17 protein-coding genes are annotated in these 23111 nt (G+C 41.9%); 8 read left to right on the top strand and 9 right to left on the bottom strand.

Features of this window, described 5'->3' with window-relative positions; all coding sequences use genetic code 11:
* Positions 1-12: 12 nt before the first annotated feature.
* Positions 13-687 (bottom strand): monofunctional biosynthetic peptidoglycan transglycosylase, encoded by a 675-nt coding sequence (mtgA, locus tag ACWM1W_RS04125; protein ID WP_005234581.1) that lies wholly within the window; start codon positions 685-687, stop codon positions 13-15.
* Positions 688-764: 77 nt separating this feature from the next.
* Here mtgA and ACWM1W_RS04120 point away from each other — a divergent pair, with 77 nt between their 5' ends.
* A complete protein-coding gene (locus ACWM1W_RS04120; RefSeq protein WP_208462446.1) occupies positions 765-1595 on the top strand; it encodes a rhomboid family intramembrane serine protease in 831 nt (276 codons plus the stop codon).
* A gap of 3 nt (positions 1596-1598) precedes the next feature.
* On the opposite strand, the gene ACWM1W_RS04115 is transcribed toward ACWM1W_RS04120, so the two are convergent.
* Together ACWM1W_RS04115 and ACWM1W_RS04110 are read right to left on the bottom strand one after the other, a co-directional pair.
* On the bottom strand, positions 1599-4094 hold the full coding sequence (locus ACWM1W_RS04115; protein WP_375725712.1) for an ABC transporter permease: 2496 nt from the start codon (positions 4092-4094) through the stop codon (positions 1599-1601).
* Between the two features lies 1 nt (position 4095).
* Positions 4096-4821 carry an ABC transporter ATP-binding protein gene (locus tag ACWM1W_RS04110; RefSeq protein ID WP_208462448.1) on the bottom strand — a complete coding sequence of 242 codons (726 nt, stop codon included), beginning with the start codon at positions 4819-4821 and terminating at the stop codon, positions 4096-4098.
* Between the two features lie 11 nt (positions 4822-4832).
* Between ACWM1W_RS04110 and ACWM1W_RS04105 the strand changes: the two genes are divergently transcribed.
* Positions 4833-5462, top strand: a complete 630-nt coding sequence (locus tag ACWM1W_RS04105; RefSeq protein WP_208462449.1) for an arylesterase — start codon at positions 4833-4835, stop codon at positions 5460-5462.
* 34 nt (positions 5463-5496) lie between these two features.
* Here ACWM1W_RS04105 and ACWM1W_RS04100 read toward each other — a convergent pair whose 3' ends face one another.
* The gene (locus tag ACWM1W_RS04100; RefSeq protein WP_004783034.1) at positions 5497-6111 is read right to left on the bottom strand and encodes a carbonic anhydrase; all 615 of its coding nucleotides are present in this window, start codon (positions 6109-6111) and stop codon (positions 5497-5499) included.
* Positions 6112-6419: 308 nt separating this feature from the next.
* Here ACWM1W_RS04100 and ACWM1W_RS04095 point away from each other — a divergent pair, with 308 nt between their 5' ends.
* Both ACWM1W_RS04095 and ACWM1W_RS04090 read left to right on the top strand, forming a co-directional pair.
* Complete coding sequence (locus tag ACWM1W_RS04095) at positions 6420-7457, top strand: alpha/beta fold hydrolase (protein WP_005234575.1); 1038 nt, start codon at positions 6420-6422, stop codon at positions 7455-7457.
* A gap of 14 nt (positions 7458-7471) precedes the next feature.
* Complete coding sequence (locus ACWM1W_RS04090; protein ID WP_208462450.1) at positions 7472-8479, top strand: hypothetical protein; 1008 nt, start codon at positions 7472-7474, stop codon at positions 8477-8479.
* A gap of 38 nt (positions 8480-8517) precedes the next feature.
* Here the strand turns inward: ACWM1W_RS04090 and ACWM1W_RS04085 are convergent, their stop codons facing one another.
* Both ACWM1W_RS04085 and nfuA read right to left on the bottom strand, forming a co-directional pair.
* Positions 8518-10572, bottom strand: coding sequence for a TonB-dependent receptor domain-containing protein (locus tag ACWM1W_RS04085; RefSeq protein ID WP_228301722.1), 2055 nt, complete (start codon positions 10570-10572; stop codon positions 8518-8520).
* A 192-nt stretch (positions 10573-10764) separates the two neighbouring features.
* Positions 10765-11403 (bottom strand): Fe-S biogenesis protein NfuA, encoded by a 639-nt coding sequence (gene nfuA, locus ACWM1W_RS04080; RefSeq protein WP_004783039.1) that lies wholly within the window; start codon positions 11401-11403, stop codon positions 10765-10767.
* Positions 11404-11561: 158 nt separating this feature from the next.
* Here nfuA and ACWM1W_RS04075 point away from each other — a divergent pair, with 158 nt between their 5' ends.
* The 3 genes from ACWM1W_RS04075 to ACWM1W_RS04065 all read left to right on the top strand — a co-directional run bounded on the left by ACWM1W_RS04075 (position 11562) and on the right by ACWM1W_RS04065 (position 14946).
* Positions 11562-12179, top strand: coding sequence for a rhomboid family intramembrane serine protease (locus ACWM1W_RS04075; RefSeq protein WP_004783040.1), 618 nt, complete (start codon positions 11562-11564; stop codon positions 12177-12179).
* A gap of 113 nt (positions 12180-12292) precedes the next feature.
* Entirely contained in the window at positions 12293-13237 is a 945-nt protein-coding gene (locus ACWM1W_RS04070) for an ABC transporter substrate-binding protein (protein WP_208462451.1), read from the top strand.
* Positions 13238-13404: 167 nt separating this feature from the next.
* A complete protein-coding gene (locus ACWM1W_RS04065; protein ID WP_214001450.1) occupies positions 13405-14946 on the top strand; it encodes a hypothetical protein in 1542 nt (513 codons plus the stop codon).
* 451 nt (positions 14947-15397) lie between these two features.
* Here the strand turns inward: ACWM1W_RS04065 and ACWM1W_RS04060 are convergent, their stop codons facing one another.
* Positions 15398-17017: an inorganic phosphate transporter gene (locus ACWM1W_RS04060; protein WP_104426473.1), complete on the bottom strand. Its 1620-nt coding sequence runs from the start codon at positions 17015-17017 to the stop codon at positions 15398-15400.
* Between the two features lie 516 nt (positions 17018-17533).
* On the opposite strand from ACWM1W_RS04060, the gene metH reads away from it, so the two are divergent.
* The gene (metH, locus tag ACWM1W_RS04055) at positions 17534-21220 is read left to right on the top strand and encodes a methionine synthase (protein WP_208462453.1); all 3687 of its coding nucleotides are present in this window, start codon (positions 17534-17536) and stop codon (positions 21218-21220) included.
* A 51-nt stretch (positions 21221-21271) separates the two neighbouring features.
* Here metH and ACWM1W_RS04050 read toward each other — a convergent pair whose 3' ends face one another.
* Together ACWM1W_RS04050 and ACWM1W_RS04045 are read right to left on the bottom strand one after the other, a co-directional pair.
* Complete coding sequence (locus ACWM1W_RS04050) at positions 21272-21514, bottom strand: hypothetical protein (RefSeq protein ID WP_461603305.1); 243 nt, start codon at positions 21512-21514, stop codon at positions 21272-21274.
* Positions 21515-21535: 21 nt separating this feature from the next.
* Positions 21536-23083 (bottom strand): hypothetical protein, encoded by a 1548-nt coding sequence (locus ACWM1W_RS04045; protein WP_375725710.1) that lies wholly within the window; start codon positions 23081-23083, stop codon positions 21536-21538.
* Positions 23084-23111: the final 28 nt, after the last annotated feature.

Genomic DNA, 23111 nt, shown 5'->3' with positions numbered 1-23111 from the left:
TGATATTTTTATTTAAGGGATTTCAGCATAGCGCATATAACGCTGAATCATACGTTTACGTGCTTTTAGGGCTGATGCATTACGATGATCTTCAAAATATTTTGGATTGGTGAGAATCGCTGCCAGGAAGATGGCCTGATCACGCGTCAGGCTCTCTGCAGTCTTACCGAAATAATGTTTGGCTGCAGCTTCTGCCCCGTAGATATTGTCTCCAAACTCAATCGAGTTAAGATACACTTCCAGAATACGCTCTTTAGACCACATACGTTCCATCATCCAGGTCGCAACAGCTTCCTGACCTTTACGCAGGAATGAACGCTTGTTGACGAGGAACAGGTTTTTAGCCAGCTGCTGGGAAATGGTTGACCCACCGGCTACGACACGGCCTTCATTCTTGTTACGGCTGAGCGCAGTCTGAATACCATCCCAGTCAAAGCCATGATGGTGCATGAATTTTCCATCTTCTGCAGTCACTACCGCCCGTTTCAGATTGGTACTGATTTCATCATAAGGGCGCCACTGATGTTGAATGGGCTTGGAGGACTCAGTCCAATAATCAATCCGCATCATCATGGTGGTATTCACCGGATTGGTTCGCCACCAGGCTAAACTTGCAAAAATCCACAGTTGAACAAGTAAAATCACACTGACAATCACGAGAAGGGTGCGGGTCAGAAAGGCTTTCATGTCAGCGCGTTACTCCTGAAAATTCAATTTTTCGTGTTAAGCTTATTCGAAATATACAATCACAGCAAAAAAATAGCATGCCTGAAAATTCTCCCCCAACAACACATCGCAAACTTGAAATGCAGCTCTGGCGGATGACCGCACTCTTGATCTGCATCAATGTCGGCCTGTTTGGCTGGCAGGTTCTGAATGGTATGGATATCACACAGCCCAGTTCTCCAGATGCCATTCGCTGGGGAGCAGATTATGCACCTTTAACGTATTTAGCGGAACCCATACGCCTGTTTAGTAGCATGTTTTTTCATTTTGGCTTAATTCACCTGATGTTAAATATGTGGGCACTGTATATTTTTGGTAGTGTCGCTGAACAAATTTTTGGCCGGATCTATTTTACAGGTCTTTATATTTGTGCCGGCCTGATGGGCAGTTTACTTAGTGGTTATATGAGCATCCAGGACAGCTATGCCTTAATCGAAGGCGGTGTAGCCAATCCTGGCTTATTGCCGGGTGTTAGTGCGGGTGCTTCGGGTGCAGTCATGGGTCTCGGTGCCTCACTGACTGTTCTGTCTTTACTGCCGATGTTGCCCCGTCAGCCCTTTATTCTGGATAAAAAGACACTGGTAATGATCATGGGCCTTAACCTGGCGATGGGCTTTATGATTAGCGGAATTAACAATGCCGCACATATTGGCGGCATGATCATGGGGGCCGGACTAACAGCGCTCTGGTATCTCGGTCAGAAAATGCAGCGTGGCCGTTTGGTCAGTCTGGTTGCCTTACTGCTCGGCGTCGCTGCCTGTGTCGTGCTGTATCAATATAATCTGGCCCTGCTTGAACCGATCCGCCCACTCTGGCAGGAAATTTTACAAATGCTACAACAGCAGTTGGCGGATCAGCCCGCAAGATAAATCTTATTGATTCATCTCACGCAGGCTTTGCAAGGGCGGAATCTCGGAAAGATAACTCAGACGATAACGCCCGATCAGGGTACACAAAACTGTCATAAACACAGGCAGGATAATCCAGATTTCCCAATGGGGCTCGATGATCAGATCCATCTTATAGCTGGCAATGGCGCTGATCACTTCTGCAAACAGACATGAAACAATACCTGCGAATAGTCCGATAAAACCGATTTCCAGACTCATCATGGTTTTCAGCTTCTGTTTGGAACTACCAAAAGACCGGAGCAAAGCCACTTCACGTTTACGTTCATCCATGAGCAGGTTTAGACAGGCCATCAGTACTAGAAAACCGGATACGCTGACCAGCACAGCCAGAATGGTAATGATCTGCACCAGTACATTCACAATCCGTTTGATTTCTTCCAGAATCAGGCTGACATCAATAAATACCGTATTGGAAAACCGCTGAACCAGATTCACCAGTTTATCTTTATCTGTTTCCGGTACATAGAAGCTGCCCAGATAACTGCCAGCATTAGCATCCATGGTATTTGGTGCAAAGATAAAGAAGAAGTTTGGACTAAAACTTTCCCACTCTACCGTTCTGAGATTCACCACTTTGGCTTCGAGTATGCCTTCAGGCAAGCTAAAACTGAGCTTATCCCCCAGTTTGATGCCCAGCTCTTGTGCAGTATTGGCTTCGACCGAAACTTCACCCGGCTGTTTCAATCCTGCCTCCCCCTGCACAATGACATTATCCTGAGGATAGCGGTCCGATTGAGTCAGATTCAGTTCACGTCTTAAGGTATTACTCTGCTTGACCAGTTCAGCAGCAAAAGGATGATCATTTTTCGCCACCAGACGCCCGCGAATATTGGGATACAAGGGTGTACTTTTCCAGCCATTCTGTTCTAACTGAGCTTTTAAGTCAGGCATGTCAAAAGGCGGCAGACCATAGACAAACTGGTTGGGTGTCCCTTCCGGCAACTGTTGCTGCCAGCGATCAAGCAGGTCGGTACGTAGCACAGCCAGCACACTGATCAAGCTGAGTCCAAGGGCTAAAGCAGTAATTTGTAAAGCGGTCTGATACGGTGTCCGCACATACGCAGACAGGTTGGATTTCAGATTACGCAGCAGTTTTAAGATACTCCAGACCGTGAAATACAGTACGGCACAGAGCAGGATAATGGCCCCGATCACCCAAGCTGTCAGCAGAATATTTTCCGTTAAAATCACACTGAAAATAATCAGACTTAAGGTTCCGGTCAGTAACATCCACAACATCGAATGGACGGATTTTTCCTGCTGACGAATGACCCGAATCGGAGGGGTATTCAAGAGCTGAAACAGACTTGGCATGACAAAGCCCAATAACACCACAGCACTGGTCAGCATGGCAATTGGCAATGGTCCCAGCAGCATCGCCGTAGCAGAAAACTCAAGCTGCAAGTTTGGAATCAGCTGTAGCATAAGTTGCAATAAGCCATAACCCAATGCTACACCTATTACGCTACCAATCAGCATGGCGATTAAAAGCACTAAACCTAGCAAAGCCAGATAAGCGGCCAGAATCTGATTTTTGGTCGCGCCAATACAGCGCATCAGGGCAATATGATCCTGATTCTGCTGTACATAACGCTGCGCAGTTAAAGCAATGGCAATCCCGCATAACAAAATGGTGAGAATATTGGCCAGTTGCAAAAAAGTATCCAGATTGGCAATTGGTTTCATTAAACGGGTATTGCCTTCGCTGGCATTACGTAAGCGCAGACTGCCCTGCTGTTCCAGTTCTTGCCCCTCAACCTCAGCATCTGCTTCATCTGAAGTCCCATTTTCAGATTTTATCTTCTGCTTGAACCAGGTTTCATATTGCCGGGTATCGGCTGGATTGCCTGCCATTAATAAACGGTAATCGATCCGGCTACCGACCTGAATCGCATTGGTGCGCGCCACTTCAGACTGAGCAATAATCACAGTCGGCGAAAAGCCAGAAAAACCGAGCTCCTGATTCGAATCCTGCTCGATTTTTGCAGTAACCTTAAATTTGGCATCGGCAATATTCAGTTCATCACCCAGTTTGACCTTAAGTAGATCCATGGCCCGTGAACTCAGCCAGATTTCCCCCGCTTGGATTTTGTCTGCTGCAGGTTGAACCCGTAGCTCTCCTCGTAAAGGAAAAGCCTGATCAATAGCCTTAACATTGACCATGACAAACTGATCATTGGTATAAGCCATCGTACTGAAAAATGTGACTTCAGACTGCTGTAAATCGAGCTGCCTGGCCTGATCACGCCATTCCTGAGCTAGCGGCTCATTATCAGAAAGTACCAAATCTCCCGCCAGCATTTCAGCTGCCTGTAAAGCAACGGCGTTCTGAATCTGTTCATTACTGAACTTTAGTGCCGTTGTGGCACTAATCGCTAAGGTCAGCGCGATGATTAGCAGATAAATTCCTGTCGTATTAAAACTTTGTCTGAGTAAAGGACGAAACAGATGCTGCATATCAGCCTCCACTCGCATGTTCAATCAACTGACCATTGACCAGTTCAAAATGACGCTGGCATTGCCGGGCCAGATCAGGATCATGGGTAACCAGAATCAGCGTGGTGCTTAATTCACGATTCAACTGAAAGAGCAGCTGTTCGATTTCTTGGGCAGTTTCCCCGTCCAGATTACCTGTCGGTTCATCAGCAAAAATGATTTTGGGCTCACTGACCAGTGCGCGGGCAATGGCGACACGTTGCTGCTCCCCACCCGACAGTACTTTCGGTGTTTGCTGAGCTTGACGGTCTAATCCGACCTTTTGTAGCAATGCCAGCGCCTTTTGTTCAGCATGGCTATATTTAAAATATGGCTGTAAACGCAAAGGCAGCATGACATTTTCAAGTGCCGTAAGATGAGGCAAAAGTTGGAAAGACTGAAACACAAAGCCAATATTTTTTAGCCGGACTAAAGCGCGCTGTTCTTCATTCAAGCTCGATACCAGCTCCCCACAGACCTTTAACTGCCCGGCACTGGCCTGATCCAAAGTGGCCAAAATGCCCAGTAAAGTCGACTTTCCTGAACCGGAACGTCCGGTAATGGCGACCTGTTCTCCAGTCAAAATTTCCAGCGAAAGATCTTCAAAAATAGTCAGTTGTTTTTGTGAAAGTTGTATCTTTTGTGTCAATTTCTGGGCAGAAATAATCGCTTGTGGCATGATGGTCGAATCGTTGCTGCTTTGAATCATACGTGTCCTATATGAAAGATCTAAATCAGAAAAATCGTGTATTGCCTTGCCTGGTATTCTTTGGACTGTGCCTGATTCCTTTTAGTCTGTCGGCAAAGACCATTATGATTGTGGGTGACAGTATAAGTGCTGGTTATGGCATGCAACCACAGCAAGGTTGGGTACATTTATTACAAAAGCGTTTGGACCAACACTATCCGAAACAGCATAAAGTGGTCAATGCAAGTGTGAGCGGTGAAACCACCAGTGGTGCCCTGGCGAGATTACCAAAACTATTGCAGACTCACCGTCCAGATGTTGTGGTGATTGAGCTTGGCGGGAATGATGGCCTGCGTGGGCAGCCACCCCAAATGATTCAAAAAAATTTAGCAGCTCTGGTACAGCAGAGCCAGAAAGCCAAGGCGAATGTCATTGTTTTTGGAATGAAAATGCCACCAAATTATGGTCAGGCATATAGCAAGGCTTTTGAAAATAACTATAAGGTGGTCAGTCAGCAGTATAAGGTCAAATTACTACCCTTCTTTATGCAAGGTGTCGCTGGCAATAAAGGCCTAATGCAACAGGATCACATTCATCCCAATGCCAAAGCCCAAACTATTTTATTAAATAATGCTTATCCTTATATTAAAGGCGCCCTCTAAGGCGCCTTTAACTGGATCAAATCTTAAAATTTTCTTAGAAGTCAAAGAAAGTTACTTCACCGGTTTCAAGTGAATATTCTGCACCAATCACCTGTAACTTACCTTTAGCAATCAGGCTTTCCAGAACTGCAGAACCATGACGTAATTGATTTACTGAAGCAAATACATTGGAACGGACTGCATGTTTAGACAGTTTATTCAGGTCATCTTTCAGTTCAGTCTGCATTAGAATTTCAACTGATGGACGTACACGGTTCACAATCGACATCAGATTTGCAGATGGCGGCGTTGCTGGATTGGTTAATGCTTCAATTGTTGAATGAATAGCGCCACAATGTGTATGACCCAAGACAATTACAATCGGACAGCCAAAACTTTCTGCTGCGAATTCGACACTGCCGACTTGAGACGGTGCAACAATATTACCTGCTACCCGAATGACAAACAGATCACCTAACCCTTGGTCAAAGACCATTTCTGCGGGTACACGTGAATCTGAACATCCTAAAACAATAGCAAATGGTTCCTGACTTTCTGCCATCTCAGCACGTTGCTGATGCGATAATAATTTTAAATGCTGCGTTTCACCATTGACAAAGCGCTGGTTACCCTTTTTAAGACGATCTATAGCTTCCTGAGCTGTGAGCATTCTTTTTTACCATCGATGTTTTTAGTGGGAATATCTTACTGCTAGATTTTTTGAATGTCACTTGCAAAAAAAATTAGCTGTAAAATTTTTAACGCTTTGATGATTTCTTGTTCTGGGAATTTTTCTGTGAAGTTCGTCACGTTTTTTGGGCAGTTTTTCTGCTTCAGCTAATAATTAACAGATGTACAATATTAAGGAATGCTTTAAAATAAGTGAAAGATTACGATTTGATTCATCTATAAATTGCAAATCGATAACACGGAAGTATTTTGAGCGTTTTTGCTCAGTTTTTTCAGGGGACAGTGCTAATGAAGAAAATAATAAAATTGCGCTCAAAAATTATCTATTCCACTTTAGTCGCTCTGGGTCTTAGCATATCCAGCCTGAGCCATAGCCAATATCTGTTTACGCCGCCGAAAGCCAAGTCTGCCGAAGTTTTACAGCTTTATCTGAGCCAGCAACGCATTCAGGCGGGTCTACAATCCAAAACCTTGAAAGTCGGTGATGTGACCTGGAGTTATAGCGAAGGCGGTGCAAAAAACAAACCCTCAATTATCCTGATTCATGGTCTGGCAGGCACACGCGACAACTGGAATCGTGTCGCCCAGTTTTTGACGCCCTATTATCATGTCATCATTCCAGATTTGCCGAGCAATGGCGATACCCGGGTTCCAGCAGATTTTGATTTGTCTGTACCCAATGTCACTTCGCAATTACGTACCTTTGTCGAAACCCTGAAGATTGAAAAAAATCTGCATGTCGCCGGTCATTCTCTAGGCGGCTCAATTGCGACAGTCTATGCGTCACAATACCCTTTCGATACCCAAAGCCTGTTTCTAGTGAATAGTGCCGGCATCTATAAAATGGGAAATACGCCTTATACCAAAGACCCGCATGCACTCAAAGACCTGATTGTCAGTAAACCTGGTGATCTGGAAGATGTCTCCAAACAGCTAATGCAGAATCCGCCAGCGATGCCTTACCAGTTAAGACATGCGCAGGAAAAACTGTTGATTGCCCGTTCCGAACAAACCAGCAAATCGATTGATCAGGTGGTAATGCTTAACCGGTTGTATACGCCTGATACCTTTGCCCGTCTGACCCGTACAGTGGAAGCGCCTACCTTGATTCTATGGGGAAAACAGGACCGGATTATTAATGTCGAAGTGGTGAAAGAGTTATATTCTTTATTAAAACGTGCTGAAACTCCGGTGATTTTAAATAATGTTGGTCATATGCCGATTCTGGAAGCAGAAAAACAGGTCGCCCAACATTATTTGCCTTTCCTGGCCAAGACACAGACCCTAAAAAATCCACTAGCTGATAAACTCATTCCTTTTAATTAAGTTTCAGAGAAGTTATGCAGAAACATCCGATGATTGAGCAGTTGATTGATGCTCAACTTGATTTTCTTGATCAGTTATTTTCTCAATCTGAAACCATTCAAAGCGAGTTTCACGAGTTTTATCTCTGGTTGCGCAAGCAGACGCTTAAAGATCTGTGGAGCTGTGAACTGATCAATCAGCTACTACAAAAGCAGATTCTGGATACTGCTGCCAGTTCTTTTCTAATTGAGCAGATTGCCGAACATATCCGGTTCGCACTGGTTCATCCAGCCAATGATACGACCAAAATTGCAGATGTCATTCCGGTACTGACCATTGATAAAATTGCACAATATGTGGCCAGCAAAAGTGGTCATCGTCAGCGCCTGATCAAAGCGGTGGTGAATAATCCTGCTTTTTCAGCCATGATTACGCAACTGATCCAGCATTCGATTCAGGATTATCTGGATAATTCTGTGATTGCCAAGAGTGTTCCGGGCGTTTCCCGCTTCATGAAAATGGGAAAATCTGTTCTGGAAAATGTTACGGATTCCAGTCTGGACAATACAGTTGCCCGTTATTTGCAAAAAAATATTTTAAAACTTAGCCAAATGAGTGAGCATGTGCTGAACCAGCACTTTGATGATGACAAGCTATACCATTTTCAGGCCAATCTTTGGCATAAGATCAAAGACATGCCGCTGTCCGTGCTCAAGAACTATATTGAAACCCAGGATCTGAACCAGACGGTAAGTTTGGGGCACGAAATCTGGGATCATATGCGCCAGACGGAATATATACAGCAGCAACTGCATGACGGGATTTATACCTGGTATGTACGCAATCAGGAACATACATTTGATCAGTTATTACGAGATCTGAATATTGATGAATCGTTGATTCAATATGAGCTGAATGAATTGCTAACACCGATAATTCAGCAGATGATTCATCAGGGCTATTTGCGTGAACGTGCCCGTGCCTATCTAGAAAAATTCTATTATGCTGAAAATACCTTAAAAATTTTAAAGATTGAAGACTAAAAAAAGCCGCTCGAGAGCGGCTTTTTCATATCTATGAATTAGAATTTGATATTCATACCTACGGTGTATCTACGACCATCAAGTACAATGTCATAATCGCCATTGGTAATTTCTTTATTGGCAATGTTATAAATACCAGCAGTCAAACTTAAGTTATCTGTCGCTTTAAAGACTGCACCGGCATCAAAAGTACCATATCCCGGTGTCCCATTATCCATAGAAGTACGGCTTAAATAATCACTGGTTTTGCCACGGTAATTATAGTCTAGCCAGGTCGTCCAGGTATCTGAAACATCATAATTCAGACCGACATTCAGCATATGTTTTGGCATTTTATTCAAAGGCTGGCCTTTAAATTCGCCACTTTTTTGCTCAGTTTTTGTATAAGTATAACTTGTACTCGCGTGAAGATTATCAAGTACATCATAGTCTAATGTAAATTCAGCACCTTTCATTTCTGCATCGGAAACGTTTTTCATTTGGCTAACAAATCGATATGGCTTGCCATTTGCCGAACATTTCCATTCTTCTACAGGAGAACTATTTGTTGTTCCTGGCGTGTCACATAAACGATCTTCAACAATTTTATCTTTAAAATCAGATTTAAAGACCATTAAACTGCTTGTTAAGCCAAGTTCAGGAGCCGAATAGTTAAATCCGAATTCATAGCTCGTGCTTTTTTCTGGAGACAAATCAGGGTTACCAATGATGACAGCACTGCCTTTTCCTGTTCTGCTACCAAAACCTTCTGAAATTTGGCTAATCGTTGGTTGCTTATAGCCTGTACTTACACCACCTTTCAAAGTTATAGCATCTGTTAAATGATAAACACCATAGACACGCGGTGTAATTTCACCACCAAAGTATTCATCTTTATTGTAGCGGGCGCCCACAGTTAAAGCGAAATCATCGGTAATGCTCCACTCATTTTCTGCATATAAAGCAAATAACCAACGGTCGAGTGAAGTGACCCCAGTAATATCGGCTAGACCATTTGTGGTATCAGTGATTTTTTCTTTTTGATATTGACCACCCACTGTTAATGCATGGTTACCCAAAAAGAATGAGCCTTGTGTATTAAAGACTTTTAATTCTTCATTTTTTTCGTCAGCAACGGCACCACTATAAACTTTTTTAGTTGTTTCATCTTGATAGTATGAATCAAGGGTAAAATTATCGTAACGTGCTTTATGCGTTAAGGTATATAGATTTTTCTCATTTTCATTGATAGAGGCTTGAGTGGCAACATCCACACTTTTACCCAGTGTCGTGGTGTACTGCTGCCCTGTAAAATCATATCTCAAACCAATATCGTTATGTTCATCGACATTCCAAACCAGTTCAGTACCGAGCTTTCTAACTTTCTTCTCAGACTCACTTGAACCAGATTTTTGCCCTTCTCCACCGACAAAGTCACTTTCGTCATTCCCCTGGAAGTTACCATCTATACTTAAAGATAATTTATCTTGAATTAATGGGCCTGTGACATACATGCTGACGCCATAACTATCATTTGCATAATCATTATCAGACTTCGTATATTCAGGAGAAATACTTCCATGCCAATTACTAGCAGACGCTTTTTTAGTAATAATGTTAATTACCCCCCCCATAGCATCTGAACCATAAAGTGATGACATTGGACCACGTACGACTTCGATCCGTTCAATCATGTCAATTGGTGGTAAATATGCACCAATTTTCCCACCATCTGTACCATTACCATTCACTGCTCTACCGGCACTAATTGGTCTGCCATCAACAAGGTATTTCGTGTAGGTTGCACCCATACCTCGGATTGTAATCTCTTTATTATTGCCACCGCCTTGTACAGAAACACCTGGCATATTTTTTACAGCATCAATTACATCTGTATATGATTTTTTTTGTAATTCTTCCGCGGTAATGACTGAAATAGAAGCAGGTGCATCTGCAATATTTTGTTCAAAACCGCCCGCTGTGGTTACCACAATAGTCTGCAATTTAGTAGCTTCAGTCTGTAATGCTGCTTTTTGTTCTTCAGTTACCTGATCTTGTGCTTGTACTGAAACAGCTAATGCTGAAAGCACTGCAAAGGCCAAAGTCGATTTCATAAACGGCTTACTCATATTCGAAGGTGCCCCAAAAGTTGATTTATGAAGAAATATTGCTGGAATTGTGACGCATTGTAACAAAAGTAATTACAAACACAATCACTATTGATAATTATTATCACTATCAAATACAAATAAAAAAATACCCCGATTATTCGAGGTATTTCTTACAAGCTAAATTTTATTAGAGACTTATTTGAAATAAGCACCTTCAGCTTGGGTATGGTCAGTCTGGTCAACGACACGTGCCAACTCAGGAATGTGCTGTTTCAAGGTCGTTTCAACGCCTTGTTTTAAAGTCACATCAATTGCTGAACAGCCTTGGCAACCACCACCGAATTTAAGAACCGCAGTTAAGCCATGCTCAGGATCTTCAACCACTTCAACCAGTGCACAGTTACCACCATGACCTGCCAGACCTGGGTTAATTTCTGACTGAAGCACATAAGTAATACGTTCTTCTACAGAGGCATCAGGACCCACACGTGGCACTTTAGAATTTGGTGCACGGAAAGTCAGCTGACCACCAAAACGGTCTTTATTGTAGTCAATAACTGCATCTAGCAAGTATGGAATTGACGGAGAGTCTATATAGGCCGGAAAATCTGGATATTCCTGCTTATAGTCTGTAGGTACAACCTCATCAGGTGCACTATAAGCCATGCAACATTCAGCGCGCGGTGTACCCGGATTTTCTACAAACACACGTACGCCAATACCTGGTGTATTCTGTTTGTCCAATAGATCCTTTAAATACTCTTGTGCTGTCGGTGTAATCAAAAGATTTGGAATTTCTTCTGCAACCGGAGTGTTGCTGTTCTCAGTCGACATAACAATAATTTCCTCAAGCTGAAGCTGCTATTTTAACTGAAGATGCGGGGTAATTATAAAAATTCAACCAAAATTGTCGGATTTATTATAAAAGTCGCACTTTAGATTTGTTTTAATGGCATGATCATTGTCAAATAGATAGAACCAGAATTACTTATATGCTTGATTTACCTTTTAATCATACCGTCACTATTATTCTGATCACCTGTATTGTTTCTTTTATTGCTTTTTCAAAAGAAACGGTAATGAATCGTCTGATTTTCTGGCCGCCTGCGATGCAACGTGGTCAATATGACCGTTTCATTACCCATGGTTTTATCCATGCAGATGGCACGCATTTACTGTTCAATATGATCACGCTGTTCTTTTTTGGCAGCATTATTGAAAGTTTTTATCGCCAGTATTTATATGATCTGGGCTTTATTCTGTTTTATCTTGGTGGTCTGGTTGCAGCGATTTTGCCAAGTTATCTGAAACATAAAAATGATGCGCGCTGGGCCAGCTTGGGTGCTTCCGGTGCAGTATCCGCGGTTCTGTTCGCTTATATTCTGTTTGAACCATGGAAGCTGATTTTCGTGTTCTTTATTCCAGTCCCTGCGATTATTTTTGCTGTTTTATATGTGGCCTATAGTATCTGGTCGGGCAAACGCGGCAACAGCAATATCAATCACAGTGCCCATCTGTGGGGTGCGGCTTATGGTGTGGTGATGACGATTATTCTGGAACCACGACTTATTCCGCATTTCCTGAATAAACTGACTCAAATTCCCTTCTAAAGTTTTGAATGATTAAGGGATAGCCATTATCCCTTTTTTAATTATTCACATATGTAAATGATTTTCATTTCTATAAATTATGCTAATCTTGTCGCGAATTTAAAGGAATAAACATGAAATTTAAGACTTTAGCACTTGCCACAATATTAGGACTGACAACTTCTTTTACAGTTTCTGCACAGGTCACTTTCGACTATAAAGACCAAAATATTCAACTTAAAAAAGCTCCGAAAAAGATCGCAGTATATGACCTATCTGCACTGGATACCTTGAATGCACTAGGGCTTGAAGCTCAGCTGGTGCCTGCAGCAAGCTTTGCAGGCAATTTAAGCAAATACCAGCAGGGCAAATTCACCAAAGCTGGTTCACTGTTCGAACCGGATCTCAATGTACTAAAAACTGCTAAACCTGACCTGATTATTGTCGGTGGCCGTTCGGCTTCTAAAGCAGAGGCTGTTAAAGGTATTGCTCCGACTTTAGATCTTTCTCCAGATACTAGCCAATATATTGCCGATCTGACGGAACGTGCCCATGTCTTGGCACGTGCATTTGGTAAAGAGAACATTGCTACTGAAAAGCTTAGTAAAATCGCAACGCTGCAGCAACAACTGAAAAAGCAGACTGAAGGCAAAACTGCACTGATGCTGTTTGCAGTCGGTGAAAATTTTATGCCACATGCAGAAAATGACCGTTTTGGCTTTGTTTATGAATTAGCAGGTTTTAAACCGGTATTGGACCCCTCTGAACAGTCAAATGCACCCCGTCCAGAAGTAGGCTCTCCGGAAGCATTGAAAGCAGCGGAGAAAAATGTTCAGCGTATTACAACAGCCGTTGAGAAGAATCCGGATTACATCATTGTCCTGGATCGTGGTGCAGTGAATACCCAGAAATACACCGCTCAGGATAATATTCAGAAACACCCTGCCCTAAAAAATGCCAAAGCCTTGGCAGAGAAAAAAGTGATCTATGTGAATGCTGATGCTTGGTATATCACTGGTGCGGGTTTGGACAATACCGCTTTCATGTTGAAAGAACTGATCAAAGGCACAGCGAATTAATTTTTAATCCATTACTAAAAAGGAAGTTTCGAGCTTCCTTTTTCCTTGAAACATCTCGTAATAAATTAACGCTCAAGACTGGAATTTAATGCCAACCCAAGAAGCAACTTAGCAGCGATAATGTATACATCTGTATATTAATTGCTGTAAGTCGCGAGATATTTTGCATGTCCACTTCCCTAGACGGTCTTCAATTTCCCATTTCTGCTTCACAACAAAAACCAAGCACATCGAAAATCGGCCGTAACATTATTTCTGAAGCCTTAGGCGCAGTCGATCCTGTACATGCTACTGCAGCACAACAAGAAAAGAACTGGCGTAAGCAATATCCACTACACTTTAAACATCTGGTTGAAGGTGGATTACGCTCTGCGGGTGCAGCATTGAGTATTGCCAAGCAAGGTCTGGAAACCGCACATGCTAGCTTTGAGTTTTATCGTGATGGCCAGAAGCATCTACTAAAAGATGTGATGTCTCTGCCTGCGCAGAACCTGAATACTTTCCAGCTGAAAGGCCAGTCTGAAAAAGCTCCAGAATGGTATGTGCCTTACCATGGCAAAAAGCTGCAAGGACAAGCATTACTGGATCAAATCCAGTCTTGGGAAAATCGTGGTATCGTCGAACCTAGTCATGCCAATGTGCTACGTGAATGTATTGCCCATCCGGAATGGTTTGACCTATCCGATCGTACCACTGTTCTATTAGGTGCCGCTTCTGAAGCAGGTCCATTGATCTGGCTGTCGAAATGGAAAGCCAATATCGTCGCGATCGATCTACCGAATACCCGGGTGTGGGGCAAGATTTTAGATACGGTTAGTCAAGGCAACGCCACTTTATATGCACCATCAGTTGAAGCGCTGCCAACTGATACTTCACTGGAAGTTTTAAAAGAAAAACTAGGGGCTAACCTGCTCACCCAGATTCCTGAAATTGCCCAATGGCTGATTCATTTCAAACAGGATCTGGATCTCGCGGCAATTGCTTATCTGGACGGTGAAAAGCACGTCCGTGTTTCTATGGCAATGGATGCCATTATGAAATATGTCAGTGAGCAGAAAGCCAATACCAGCCTGATGTATATGTGCACCCCGACGGATGTATATGCAGTTCCAGAAGAAGTGATTCAGGCTTCACAAAGCAAATACCAGCAGTTATCGAAACTGGAAAGTACTTTAACCAAAGGCATTTCACTGATTTCACGCAAGCATTTTTTCCAGAAAAATAAGCAGGATCTGTTTAAGGTTGGCGACAAGTCCTATGGTGTTTGCGACTGTCTGGTCGTTGAGCAAGGTCCAAACTATGCACTGGCTAAACGCATCCAGCAATGGCGTGCAACATTGGCTCGTGCCAGCGGGCAGCAAGTGAGCATCAATATCGCTCCTTCAACAACGACTTATTCAGTGACCAAGAATCCACTGCTGAAAGCTGCGTTTAATGGTGCCAGCCTGTTTGATGTAGAAGCGTTTGCACCTGAAACCACTAATGCGATTATGGCAGCCCTGTGGATTCATGACTTACGCAACTCTGAGTCTGTTGCAAATCCTGATGTACAACTCAATCACCCACTTGAATTGATGATGTCAGGCGCAAATCATGGCGGTTTATGGCGTGTGGCTTATCTGGCACGTACTGCTCTACCATTTGCCGCGCTTTATGGTTTTGCAACGGATAAACTGCCGAAGGGATTGTTGGGTAAGTTGAAGAAGTAATTTTTTCTGAAATAAAGATGAAATCAATTTTATTGGTCAGGCGACATGGATGTCGCCGTTAGGCTGTCTTGCGTATCTTTCACAAGCAGTGCTTGTAAAGATACTCAGGAAGTATCATCAGCCTAACAAAAGAGTTTTGTTACCTTGCGAAGTGCACTTCTCATCTTTCAAAAGTAAGGCTAAGAAATACTCATTTTTTACATTTAGTTGAAATTAGCTATTAATCTCTCTATTGAAAGTACTTTTACCCTTCTGATTACCCTCACCCCCTTGCGCAGCAATGCTACTCATCCCATAGGGAGAGGGAGCATCATCCCTTATATTTCTAAAAGCCATGAGATAATAAAAAGTCTCTTATTTTCAGAAAGAAAATCGCTATTTCTTAAGGCTAAAACTTTTCTAGCACCCATAAAAAAACGCTGCCTAAGCAGCGTTTTTTACATCGAATTTCTTAGAACACTTTCAATAGAATCCAGTACAAACCACCTGATAAACAGATCGTTGCTGGCAAGGTGAATACCCAAGCAGACAGAATCGATTTCACCATTTTGAAGTTCAAGCCAGACTTATTCGCCACCATGGTACCTGCAACCGCAGAGTTCAGAACGTGAGTAGTAGAAACCGGCATACCAAAGCCATCAGCAGCTGCAATTGTAGACATGGCAACCAACTCAGCAGACATGCCCTGACCATAAGTCATATGTTCTTTACCGATCCGTTCACCAACCGTCACGACAATTCGTTTCCAGCCGACCATCGTTCCCAGACCAAGTGCCAAGGCTGTTGCGACTTTTACCCAGGTCGGAATGTATTGCAGGAATGAATCCAGATTGTCACGGTATTCGTCGACGGTTTTTTCCTGAGCCTCGCTCATTGCCGGTAAAGCTTCTGCTTTATCCAGACGTTTAAACGCTGTGGTGCTCAGGTACATATCATTACGGAATTCTGAAACTTGCGTTTCTGGGACATCTTTAATATTGCTGTAGCTACCGACTTTATCACCCAAGTGATCCGTCAAGCTTGCCAGTGCAGGAACAACCTCAGCATTCAATTCTTTAGTTTGAATGTATGTGGTAATGATGGCACGAGCCTTCTCATCCGGAATATCTTCATGCTGCGGATAAATCGCATCAGCCGTTTGCGCAGACAACTGGCCAAAAGACTGGATATGAGCTGCATCCAGATTTTTGTTCAGTGAATATGCCAAAGGTACACAGCCGATCAGGATCAGCATGATCAGACCCATACCTTTTTGACCATCGTTTGAACCGTGCGCGAAGCTTACACCTGTACAGGTAAAGATCAGAATGGCACGAATCAGCGGTGGCGGTGGCTTGTTCCCTTCAGGTGGCTTGAACAGTTCAAGCTGCTTTCTGAAGATCTTTTTCACCAGCAGAAATAGCACTCCAGCAAAAGCAAAACCGATCAAAGGTGAGAACAGCAATGCTTTACCGACTTTCAGCACCTGCTCCATATCCACACCGGAAGCACCACCACCTGAATTTAGCAGGTAGTTCATGATGCCTACACCCAGAATCGAACCGATCAGGGTATGTGAACTGGAAGCAGGAATGCCAAGAAACCAGGTGCCCAGATTCCAGAGAATCGCAGCGATCAGCATGGCAAAGACCATGGCAAAACCGGCACCTGTGCCGACATTCATGATCAGTTCGACAGGCAATAATGCAATGATTCCGTATGCAACAGCACCACTGGCCACCATTACCCCAAGGAAATTACAGAAACCTGCCCACATGACTGCAACCGGTGCAGATAATGCATTGGTATAAATCACGGTGGCAACCGCATTGGCCGTGTCGTGGAAACCGTTGACGAATTCAAAGCCCAGCGCAATGAATAACGCCGTGCCTAAAAGAATCATTGAATACAGACCGATCGGTGGAATATGAGCTAAATCTGAGGTCAATTGGAAGCCGATATAGATCAGCGTGGAGATAATTAGAGTCAGAAACACCGGCATAAAAAATTTCGGTGTTGGCACATGAACATTGGCCGGCTTATCAGAAGGCGACTGTTGTGCTGAACCTAAGGGAGTTTGATTAGAATTCATGCAAGCAGGAATAGAGGATTCAAGAATCCCCATATTGTTCAATTAAATTGTGACAATTATATGACAAAGTGCTGTCATATAAACCAGTTTTTTAGACTTTCTCGTTGCCGTTTATCCTGTAACCACATGCTCTAAATTTTAAAAATATACAAATATAATCAATTATTTATTAAAAATAAAACGCTTGAATCGCCCAGCTTTATTCATGTTTTGCAATATATCTGATCATTCCTACCCGGCTGTCATATTTCCGAGCCTGTCATATTTGATTAAAGATTAGCTTTGTTATATGACACTCTGATGAAAGCTGCTTACATTTTATTTTCCAGTCGCACGCTTTTATCAAGAACTTTAATTTCCAGATTTCCATCTGTTTTCAACTTTCTATACCGGCTTGAGTTTCTTTATCAAATTTTCATATCAAGCATATCCAGCATTCTGTATAAGCGTTACAGAAAACTGCGCACTAATCTGTTAAGATTATTGCCGTTTTTGATGCTTACTGAGAAAGTTTGAATGTCCACACTTGCCACCCTAAAAGAACTTCTTGCCAAGAGAATTTTAATTATCGATGGTGCGATGGGTACCATGATCCAACGCCATAAATTGGAAGAAGCCGATTATCGTGGTGAGCGTTTTGCTGATTGGGCATACGACCTTAAAGGCAATAACGACTTACTTGTGCTGACTCAGCCTCAGATTATTCAAGGCATTCATGAAGCATATCTTGAAGCTGGTGCCGATATTATTGAAACCAATACCTTTAATGGTACCCGTGTTTCAATGTCTGACTATCACATGGAAGATCTGGTTCCTGAGATCAACCGTGAAGCGGCGCGTCTGGCTAAAGAAGCTTGTGCAAAATATTCAACGCCGGAAAAACCACGTTTTGTTGCAGGTGTGATTGGACCGACATCACGAACCACTTCTATTTCTCCAAATGTAAATGACCCTGCCTTCCGTAATATCACTTTTGACGAATTGAAAGTGAATTACATCGAATCAACCAAGGCCTTGATTGAGGGTGGTGTCGATATCATCCTGATCGAAACTGTGTTCGATACTTTAAATGCCAAAGCTGCGATCTTTGCAGTGCAGGAAGTGTTTAAAGAACTTGGCACTGAATTGCCAATCATGATTTCCGGTACGATTACCGATGCGTCTGGTCGTACCCTGACTGGTCAAACTGCAGAAGCGTTCTGGAACTCGATGCGTCATGCAGAACCAATTTCGATTGGTTTTAACTGTGCTCTAGGTGCAGATGCCATGCGTCCACACGTAAAAACTGTATCTGACGTTGCTGATACCTTTGTTTCAGCACATCCGAATGCCGGCTTACCAAATGCTTTCGGTGGTTATGATGAAACTCCAGAAGAAACTGCAGCTTTCATTAAAGAATTTGCGGAAAGTGGTCTGATCAACATCACTGGTGGTTGTTGTGGTACGACACCAGATCACATCCGTGCGATTGCTCAAGCCGTTGAAGGTATTGCGCCGCGTAAAGTGCCAGAAATTGAGCCTGCATGCCGTTTAAGTGGTTTGGAACCATTTAACATCACTAAAGATTCATTGTTCGTTAACGTCGGTGAACGTACCAACGTCACTGGTTCGAAAAAATTCCTGCGTCTGATCAAAGAAGAGAACTTTGCCGAAGCTTTAGATGTTGCGCGTCAACAGGTTGAAGCCGGTGCACAGATCATCGACATCAACATGGATGAAGGCATGTTGGATTCAGAAGGTGCGATGGTGCACTTCCTGAATCTGGTCGCATCTGAACCTGATATCTCTCGTGTGCCAATCATGATTGACTCATCTAAATGGGAAATCATTGAAGCTGGTCTGAAATGCGTCCAAGGTAAAGCAGTTGTTAACTCGATTTCCCTGAAAGAAGGTTATGACGAGTTTGTAGAACGTGCCCGCCTCTGCCGTCAGTACGGTGCTGCGGTGATCGTGATGGCATTTGATGAAAATGGTCAGGCTGATACTGCGGAACGCAAAAAAGAAATCTGTAAGCGTTCTTATGACGTGCTGGTGAATGAGGTTGGCTTCCCGTCTGAAGATATCATCTTTGACCCGAACGTGTTTGCGGTAGCAACCGGTATTGAAGAACATAACAACTACGCAGTTGATTTCATCGAAGCGACTGGCTGGATCAAACAGAACCTGCCAAATGCGATGATCTCTGGTGGTATCTCAAACGTATCCTTCTCCTTCCGTGGGAATGAGCCGGTACGTGAAGCGATCCATGCGGTATTCCTGTACTACGGTATCCAGCAAGGCTTAACCATGGGTATCGTGAATGCTGGTCAGCTGGCGATTTATGATGACATCGACAAAGAACTGAAAGCAGCCGTTGAAGATGTCATCCTGAACCGTAACCAGGGTGAAAGCGGTAACGAAGCAACTGAAAAATTGCTGGAAATTGCTGAAAAATATCGTGGTCAAGGTGGTGCACAAAAAGCTGAAGAAAGTCTTGAATGGCGTAATGAACCGGTTGAAAAACGTCTTGAATATGCACTGGTCAAAGGTATTACCACTTATATTGACCAGGATACTGAAGAAGCTCGTCTGAAAGCCGTTCGTCCCCTCGATGTGATCGAAGGCCCATTAATGGCCGGTATGAACGTGGTCGGTGACCTGTTCGGTGCCGGTAAAATGTTCCTGCCACAGGTGGTGAAATCTGCACGTGTGATGAAACAGGCCGTGGCTTGGTTGAACCCGTACATCGAAGCAGAAAAAACTCAAGGCGAAGCCAAAGGTAAAATCCTGGTGGCGACCGTAAAAGGCGACGTACATGACATCGGTAAGAATATCGTTGGCGTGGTACTGGGCTGTAACGGTTATGACGTGGTCGATCTTGGTGTCATGGTGCCATGTGAAAAAATTCTACAAACTGCGATTGATGAAAAAGTTGACATCATTGGTTTGTCTGGCCTGATCACCCCTTCACTAGACGAGATGGTGTTTGTTGCCAAAGAAATGCAGCGTAAAGGCTTTAACATTCCATTGATGATTGGTGGCGCGACGACTTCTAAAGCACATACTGCTGTGAAAATTGCCCCTCAATACCAGAATGATGGCGTGTACTACACAGCTGATGCATCTCGTGCTGTAGGTGTGGCAACTCAACTGCTATCTGCGGAAATGAAGCCAAAACTGGCAGCAGACTATGCAGCGGATTATGAAAAAATCCGTACCCGTCTTGCCAACAAACAGCCGAAAGCTGCGAAGCTGTCTTATGCTGAATCGGTTGAAAATGGTTTTAAAATTGACTTCGACAAGAATGCACCATTTAAACCAAACTTCATTGGTTCACAGACGTTCACCAACTATCCTTTAGAAACCTTGGTGGAATACTTTGACTGGACGCCGTTCTTTATCTCATGGAGTCTTGCAGGCAAATTCCCGAAAATCCTTGAAGATGAAGTCGTTGGTGAAGCAGCACGTGATCTGTATGCACAAGCACAAGCAATGTTGAAAGATATTATCGACAATAAACGTTTCGATGCGCGTGCAACGTTCAGTATCTACCCTGCAAATCGTACCGGTTCAGATACGGTTGCTGTGACTGATGAAGCTGGCAATGTAACGCATACCTTCGAGCACTTACGTCAGCAGTCTGACAAAGTCACTGGTAAAGCGAATTACTCTTTGGCTGACTTTATTGCACCGAAAGATGTAGCTCAGGATTACCTTGGCGGCTTTACCGTTTCGATCTTCGGTGCGGAAGAGCTGTCTCAGGAATATAAAGCCAAAGGTGATGACTATAATGCGATTATGGTTCAAGCCTTAGGTGACCGTTTTGCCGAAGCTTTTGCTGAGCATCTGCACCAGCGGATCCGTAAAGAGTTCTGGGGCTATCAGGCTGACGAAACTCTGGACAATGATGAATTGATCAAAGAGAAGTATGTCGGCATCCGTCCTGCACCGGGCTACCCTGCTTGTCCTGAACATTCTGAAAAAGCACCATTGTTCGACTGGTTAGGTACTACTGAGAAGATTGGTACTTACCTGACTTCTAGCTTTGCGATGTGGCCACCTTCATCAGTGAGCGGTTTCTATTATGCAAACCCTGAAACTGAATACTTTAACGTGGGTAAAATCTCTGGCGATCAGCTAGAAGATTATGCGAAGCGTAAAGGTTGGACCTTGGATGAAGCGAAACGCTGGTTAGCGCCGAATTTGGATGATTCTGTGGTTTAAGGATTCTCTAGTTTAGATTAAAAAATTCCCCTCAAGTGAGGGGATTTTTAATTATTTTCCATATATAACATTATCTTTAAAGGATCTAAATGGATTATCTGAAACTCTTATTGTTGGCAACTGACACCCTGATTTTATTATCTCTTTAATTAAATAAGTATGATTATTTTTAGCTTTTTCACCTAAATAAATATTTTTTATCTTTTCATTACAATCTACTTGATATTCAATATAACTTTTATTATTTAAACTATCATATATCACACTATCATCTGATATTTCTTCAATTTTCATCATCCTGCACTCTTGCTCTTCTTAAAATGAAAAATGTTTAATCAGAAAGTTTAATGGTTTCAATATATTATTAATCATCATTATGATTTTTAAATTTTCAGTTTTTTCTAAAAAATTTAAAATATCTCTCATTCGATCAAATGAAAAATCAATACTAGATTCAATTTTATTAATTTTCTCCGAATAAGAGTTCCACATTTTGGTAGCTAATTTCTTATTCTTGTACTCTTGATAAAAAGTAAATTTGTTTCTTTTCGCCACCTCAAAAAATCCAGAGAAAGAATCTAGATATATACATCTAAATAATGGGAGTTTTGAGTAACCAATTTTATGAATATCAAAATCTAATAAATTAGAAAATGCATCTTCAAAAAAATCTGAACTATATACTATACTCATTCCAGAACATTCTACATCTGAAGTATTACCATATAATCTAAATTGATTTAAAGAATTATGATTAAAAGTGAAGCAAGAAAGAAAAACATGACTATGAGGATTTTCAGATTCAATTCTTTTTAAATTAAAAAATTGAGAAAGAATTCTACCTTCACTTGGATCATTCATAAAATCTGTTGAATTAAGTCGCATTTGGGAAGATTTAGTGACTAATCTAAATCCTACATCCAGTCTAGTATAATGTGCTACTTTTCTTTCATGTAACCCATCAAATTTAACATTTAAGTTATTTAATATATACAAAATTAACTGTTGAAAAACTATTAAACTTAGAAATTCATTATAACTACATCTTAACTCATCTCTTTCTTTTCTCTTATCAGTTCTAACCCTTATAATTTGACCCAAATTATAATCAATAAATCGATTATAAGGGAATTTTAAGGAATCACTTGAAATAACTAAAATAGTTAAAAAATAATCTAAAGTTAAAATTCTAGAAATAAATTTCTCAATATATTGGTAGTTTAATTCTTTATTCATTCCATCATAATAGAATGCTTCCAAAAGAAACATTAGATTTAAGATTGCAGCACTATCTTCAAAATTAAACTCAGAATTAATTCTAATAAATTCTTCTTTTACGATAAATCTTTCATTATATAAAATGCTTGTATATACCAATGAAGCAAACAAGATAAGCACTTTATGAAATTTTAGAGTATCATCAAATCTTATTAACTCCCCTTTTAATTTACTAATATTATATTTGATTTCTTCATAATGCTTTAAGTCCAAGCCTAAAGAGTGAACCTCAAGTTTCAGATGATAATATTCGCTACTATCTTGCCCATACTCAATAGCTATATTTTTGAGTTTTTCAAGCATCATCTCATGCTTAGTTTTTAATAAATTAAGTTTGATATTACTTAATTCTTCTTGTAGCTCTCTATACTCTTTTTCTTTTTTGGATTGTTCAGTTTCTAATTCAACTATGAATAATGAATTTTCATTTTTTAATGTATTAAACGATTCATCATAATTAGCTATAACTTCCTTTTCCTTGAAATCTTTTTCTCTATTCTTATATTCGCCATAATTTTGTTGATAGAATCTCAATAGCATGGCAAAGTTTTTAAAAATTTTAAATTTCTTTTCAACAAAATCCATAACATAATCACAAAAAAAGCAATGAAAA

Source organism: Acinetobacter sp. TW_SC_4, from assembly GCF_054861205.1.
Note: the sequence above shows the minus strand (reverse complement) of the source record. Positions and strands in the feature narration are given on the sequence as shown.

Excerpts from the sequence above, each read along its gene's own strand:
- ACWM1W_RS04095 (WP_005234575.1), top strand. The coding sequence starts at position 6,420 with ATGAAGAAAATAATAAAATTGCGCTCAAAAATTATCTATTCCACTTTA.
- nfuA (WP_004783039.1), bottom strand. The coding sequence starts at position 11,403 with ATGTCGACTGAGAACAGCAACACTCCGGTTGCAGAAGAAATTCCAAAT.
- ACWM1W_RS04115 (WP_375725712.1), bottom strand. The coding sequence starts at position 4,094 with ATGCAGCATCTGTTTCGTCCTTTACTCAGACAAAGTTTTAATACGACA.
- ACWM1W_RS04065 (WP_214001450.1), top strand. The coding sequence starts at position 13,405 with ATGTCCACTTCCCTAGACGGTCTTCAATTTCCCATTTCTGCTTCACAA.
- ACWM1W_RS04085 (WP_228301722.1), bottom strand. The coding sequence starts at position 10,572 with ATGAAATCGACTTTGGCCTTTGCAGTGCTTTCAGCATTAGCTGTTTCA.
- ACWM1W_RS04105 (WP_208462449.1), top strand. The coding sequence starts at position 4,833 with ATGAAAGATCTAAATCAGAAAAATCGTGTATTGCCTTGCCTGGTATTC.
- ACWM1W_RS04050 (WP_461603305.1), bottom strand. The coding sequence starts at position 21,514 with ATGAAAATTGAAGAAATATCAGATGATAGTGTGATATATGATAGTTTA.
- metH (WP_208462453.1), top strand. The coding sequence starts at position 17,534 with ATGTCCACACTTGCCACCCTAAAAGAACTTCTTGCCAAGAGAATTTTA.
- ACWM1W_RS04110 (WP_208462448.1), bottom strand. The coding sequence starts at position 4,821 with ATGATTCAAAGCAGCAACGATTCGACCATCATGCCACAAGCGATTATT.
- ACWM1W_RS04045 (WP_375725710.1), bottom strand. The coding sequence starts at position 23,083 with ATGGATTTTGTTGAAAAGAAATTTAAAATTTTTAAAAACTTTGCCATG.
- ACWM1W_RS04120 (WP_208462446.1), top strand. The coding sequence starts at position 765 with ATGCCTGAAAATTCTCCCCCAACAACACATCGCAAACTTGAAATGCAG.
- ACWM1W_RS04060 (WP_104426473.1), bottom strand. The coding sequence starts at position 17,017 with ATGAATTCTAATCAAACTCCCTTAGGTTCAGCACAACAGTCGCCTTCT.
- ACWM1W_RS04070 (WP_208462451.1), top strand. The coding sequence starts at position 12,293 with ATGAAATTTAAGACTTTAGCACTTGCCACAATATTAGGACTGACAACT.
- mtgA (WP_005234581.1), bottom strand. The coding sequence starts at position 687 with ATGAAAGCCTTTCTGACCCGCACCCTTCTCGTGATTGTCAGTGTGATT.
- ACWM1W_RS04090 (WP_208462450.1), top strand. The coding sequence starts at position 7,472 with ATGCAGAAACATCCGATGATTGAGCAGTTGATTGATGCTCAACTTGAT.
- ACWM1W_RS04075 (WP_004783040.1), top strand. The coding sequence starts at position 11,562 with ATGCTTGATTTACCTTTTAATCATACCGTCACTATTATTCTGATCACC.
- ACWM1W_RS04100 (WP_004783034.1), bottom strand. The coding sequence starts at position 6,111 with ATGCTCACAGCTCAGGAAGCTATAGATCGTCTTAAAAAGGGTAACCAG.